3 protein-coding genes are annotated in these 3,714 nt (G+C 67.0%); all 3 read left to right on the forward strand.

Annotated features, from left to right (window positions below):
• Positions 1 to 117: 117 nt before the first annotated feature.
• The 3 genes from J7J50_RS24575 (at position 118) to J7J50_RS24585 (ending at position 3,460) form a co-directional block, all read left to right on the forward strand.
• The gene (locus J7J50_RS24575; RefSeq protein ID WP_215063501.1) at positions 118 to 657 is read left to right on the forward strand and encodes an Rrf2 family transcriptional regulator; all 540 of its coding nucleotides are present in this window, start codon (positions 118 to 120) and stop codon (positions 655 to 657) included.
• Between the two features lie 327 nt (positions 658 to 984).
• On the forward strand, positions 985 to 2,430 hold the full coding sequence (locus J7J50_RS24580) for a porin (protein ID WP_215058411.1): 1,446 nt from the start codon (positions 985 to 987) through the stop codon (positions 2,428 to 2,430).
• A 28-nt stretch (positions 2,431 to 2,458) separates the two neighbouring features.
• Positions 2,459 to 3,460: a sulfate ABC transporter substrate-binding protein gene (locus J7J50_RS24585; protein ID WP_215058412.1), complete on the forward strand. Its 1,002-nt coding sequence runs from the start codon at positions 2,459 to 2,461 to the stop codon at positions 3,458 to 3,460.
• Positions 3,461 to 3,714 lie beyond the last annotated feature (254 nt).

Raw genomic sequence — 3,714 nt, forward strand, 5'->3', positions numbered from 1 at the left:
GAGGGGTTGGGGTGAGGGCACACCCCGCCACATACCCCCTCGTCATAAGCAGATGAAGCATTACCTTTTCCCCTGAGCCACCGCCCGCGGCCACATTTCCTACATGGTGACTGGGAAATGCTGACGATGAAGGCCAAGTACGCTTTGCGGGCGATGTGCGCGCTCGCGCGCGCCGAAGGCGGCCGGTTGCCGGCCGACTCGGCTTACGCGCCGCGCCACGGCCGCCTGCAGGCCCGCGCGATCGCCGAACACAGCGGCGCGCCCGGCAAGTTTCTCGAATCCATCCTGGTGGACCTGCGCGAAGCCGGCTTCATCGACAGCCGCCGCGGCCAGAAAGGCGGCCACGCCCTGGCGCGGCCGGCCGACCAGATCATGGTCGGCGACCTGATCCGCGCCATCGACGGCCCGCTCGCGCCGGTGCGCTGCGCCAGCGTCAGCGCCTACCAGCCCTGTGCCGATTGCCCCGACCCCGACGCCTGCAGCCTGCGCTCGCTGATGCGCGAGGCGCGCGACGCGCTTTCCTCCGTGCTCGACCGCCGCAGCCTGCGCGAACTCGCGCTGGCGCCGGACTTCGGCGCCGCCGCGCTCGGCCCCGCGTCGCTCGACGCGACCTTCCTGCCGGTGACGACGCTGGCCTACGGCGGAGACCGCGCATGAGCCGCGAAAGCGCCCGCAAACCGGCCGCGACCCGCGCGCGCAGGTCGGCCGCCGAGGCCGCGCCGCGGGTATCGACCGTGCGCTACGAAATCGCGCGCGATTCCGAGCCGGAAATCAACATCGTCAACCTCAGCGATACCGAGTACGTGCTGCTCAAGGCGGTGCGCGAATTGGGCGCGGGCAAGGGGCCCACGGGGAAACCGGGTCCGGCGCGGTTGCACAGCGTGTTCGTCGGCGTCCGCGATGTCCGGCCACTTCAACCTCGTTTGTTTTTCCTGCGCATCGCGCGGGCTCATCCACCGTCAGCACCGATCCAAGGAGCACCTCATGCGAATCCGGGTACGACCAGCGCGAGCGTCACGCATCGCAGCCACTTCGCTGTGCGGCGCGCTCGCCTGCGTCCTGGCCTTGCCCGCGCAGGCCGGCGAGCCCACCGTCGCCGAACTCGCGCAACGCCTGAAGGCGATCGAGCAACGGCTCGGCACCGCCGGCGGCAACGACAGCGCCGGCAACGACCTGACCGATCTGGATCAGCGACTGCGCGTGATCGAACGCAAGCTGGAACTGCAGGCCGAGGAAAGCGCGGCCAGGACCGCCAGCACGCCGACGGTGTCGCTGAGCGCGAGCAAGGGCCTGTCGGTCAAATCGCCGCCGCCGGGCGATGTCGAGGTCAAGGTCAAGGCGCTGGTACAGGCCGACGGCCGCTTCTTCATCGGCGACGAGCAGGTGCCGCAGAACGATACCTTTCTGTTCCGCCGCATCCAGCCCAGCATCGAAGGCACCTGGGGTTCGCTGATCGGCTTCCGCATCCTGACCGAGTTCGCCGGCGACAGCGCGACCATCAACGATGCCTACCTCGATCTGAAATTCGATCCGCGCGCGACCTTGCGCATCGGCAAGTTCAAGAGCCCGGTCGGCCTGGAACGCCTGCAGTCGAGCGGTTCCACCGGATTGATCGAACTGGGCCTGGCTTCCGAACTCACGCCCAACCGCGATCTGGGCCTGCAGTTGCAGGGCGAACTCGCCGGCGCCACCGTGTCCTACGCGCTCGGCGTATTCAACGGCGCGGTCGATGGCCGCGACAGCCCGACCACCAATCCCGACAACGAATTCGAGTACGCCGGACGGATCTTCTTCGAACCGTGGAAGAACGCCAGCAACGCGCTGTCGGGCCTGGGCTTCGGTGTCGGCGCCAGCACCGGCGACCGCGCCGGCGGCGGCAACAATTTCCTGCCGCGTTATCGCACACCGGGCCAGGCGCAGTTCTTCAACTATCGCAGCACGGTGCTCGCCGACGGCGCGAGCAAGCGCTGGTCGCCGCAGGCGTATTACTACCGCAACGCGTTCAGCCTGCTCGGCGAATACGTCAGCTCCAGCCAGGACGTGCGGGTCGGCGCGTTCGACGCCGAACTCGATCATCGCGCCTGGCAACTCACCGCCGGCCTGGTGCTGACCGGCGAAGATGCCGGCTACAAGGGCGTGGCCCGGCCTAACCAAGCTTTTACGGTCGGTGGTGCAGGCTGGGGCGCATTCGAACTGGTCGCGCGCTACGGCCGCCTGGACATCGACGACGCCGCTTTCCCGCGCTACGCCGACCCCAATGTCGTCGCCGCGGCGGCGCGTTCGTGGGGCCTGGGCTTGAACTGGTACCTGACCGGCAACCTCAAACTCGTCGCCAACTACACCCGGACCCGATTCGACGGCGGCGCGGCCGCGGGCCGCGACCGCGAAGACGAAAAAGCCTTCTTCACCCGCGCACAGCTCGCTTTCTGAGCACCGCTACCCCGCAGAGGAATCTACGATGAAAACCGCTTTCCGACTGATGCTGCTCAGCCTGGCGCTCGCCGCGGGCGCGGCCTCGGCCAAGGACGCCGAACTGCTCAACGTGTCCTACGATCCGACCCGCGAGTTCTACGCCGAGGTCAATCAAGTGTTCGCCGCGCAGTGGAAACAGCAGACCGGCGAAACCCTCAGCATCCGCGCTTCGCACGGCGGCTCGGGCAAGCAGGCGCGCGCGGTCGTCGATGGCCTGGAGGCCGACGTGGTTACGCTCGCGCTGGCCGGCGACATCGACACCATCGCCGCTTCCAAGCAGTTACCGGCCAACTGGCAGACGCGCCTGCCGCATCAAAGCTCGCCCTACACCTCCACTATCGTGTTCCTGGTGCGCAAGGGCAATCCGAAGGGCGTCAAGGACTGGAGCGATCTGGTAAAGCCCGGCGTCAGCGTGATCACGCCCAACCCGAAGACCTCCGGCGGCGCGCGCTGGAACTATCTGGCCGCGTGGGCCTGGGCGTCGACGAAGTATCGCGACGGCGACAAGGTCGTGGAGTTCCTGACGCAGTTGTTCAAGAACGTGCCCGTGCTCGACACCGGCGCGCGCGGTTCGACCACCACCTTCGTCGATCGCAAGATCGGCGACGTGCTGCTGGCCTGGGAGAACGAAGCCTTGCTGACCCTGGCCCAGCCCAGCAGCCGCGACCAGTTCGAGATCGTCGTGCCGAGCCTGAGCATCAAGGCCGAGCCGCCGGTGGCATGGGTCGATAAGAACGTGGACAAGCACGGCACGCGCAAGCAGGCCGAGGCTTATCTGCGTTTCCTCTACACCCCGGACGGCCAGCGCCTGGCGGCCAGGCACGGCTATCGCCCGTCGGAGCCGGACAAGGTGCCGGCGGCGGAGTTGAGCAAGTTCCCGGCGGTGAAGCAGGTCACGATCGATGGCGCGTTCGGCGGTTGGAAGAAGGCGCAGGCGGCGCATTTTTCCGATGGCGGGTTCTTCGACAAGATTTATTTGCCGAAGTGATGAGTGTGGCGGTGCGCGGCTTGCGGATGTCGATGGCATCCGCGGCAGCGGGTGGACATATTTTCGCCAGTTCGCTGTGCCGCCGGATCTTTGCCCCGCTTTTCGGTCCGGCTTGGTCCGGCCTCACCAACCCGCTCTAGTTCCGCTTTGCTTCGTCCCGGCTTAGCTCTGGCTTTTCTCCGCTCTGACTCTGCTCTGCTCTGGCTTTGCTTTGCTTTGCTTTCCTTTGCTCTGCTCTGGCTTTGCTTTCCTTT

Source organism: Lysobacter sp. ISL-50 (genome assembly GCF_018612875.1).
Lineage (GTDB): Bacteria > Pseudomonadota > Gammaproteobacteria > Xanthomonadales > Xanthomonadaceae > Lysobacter.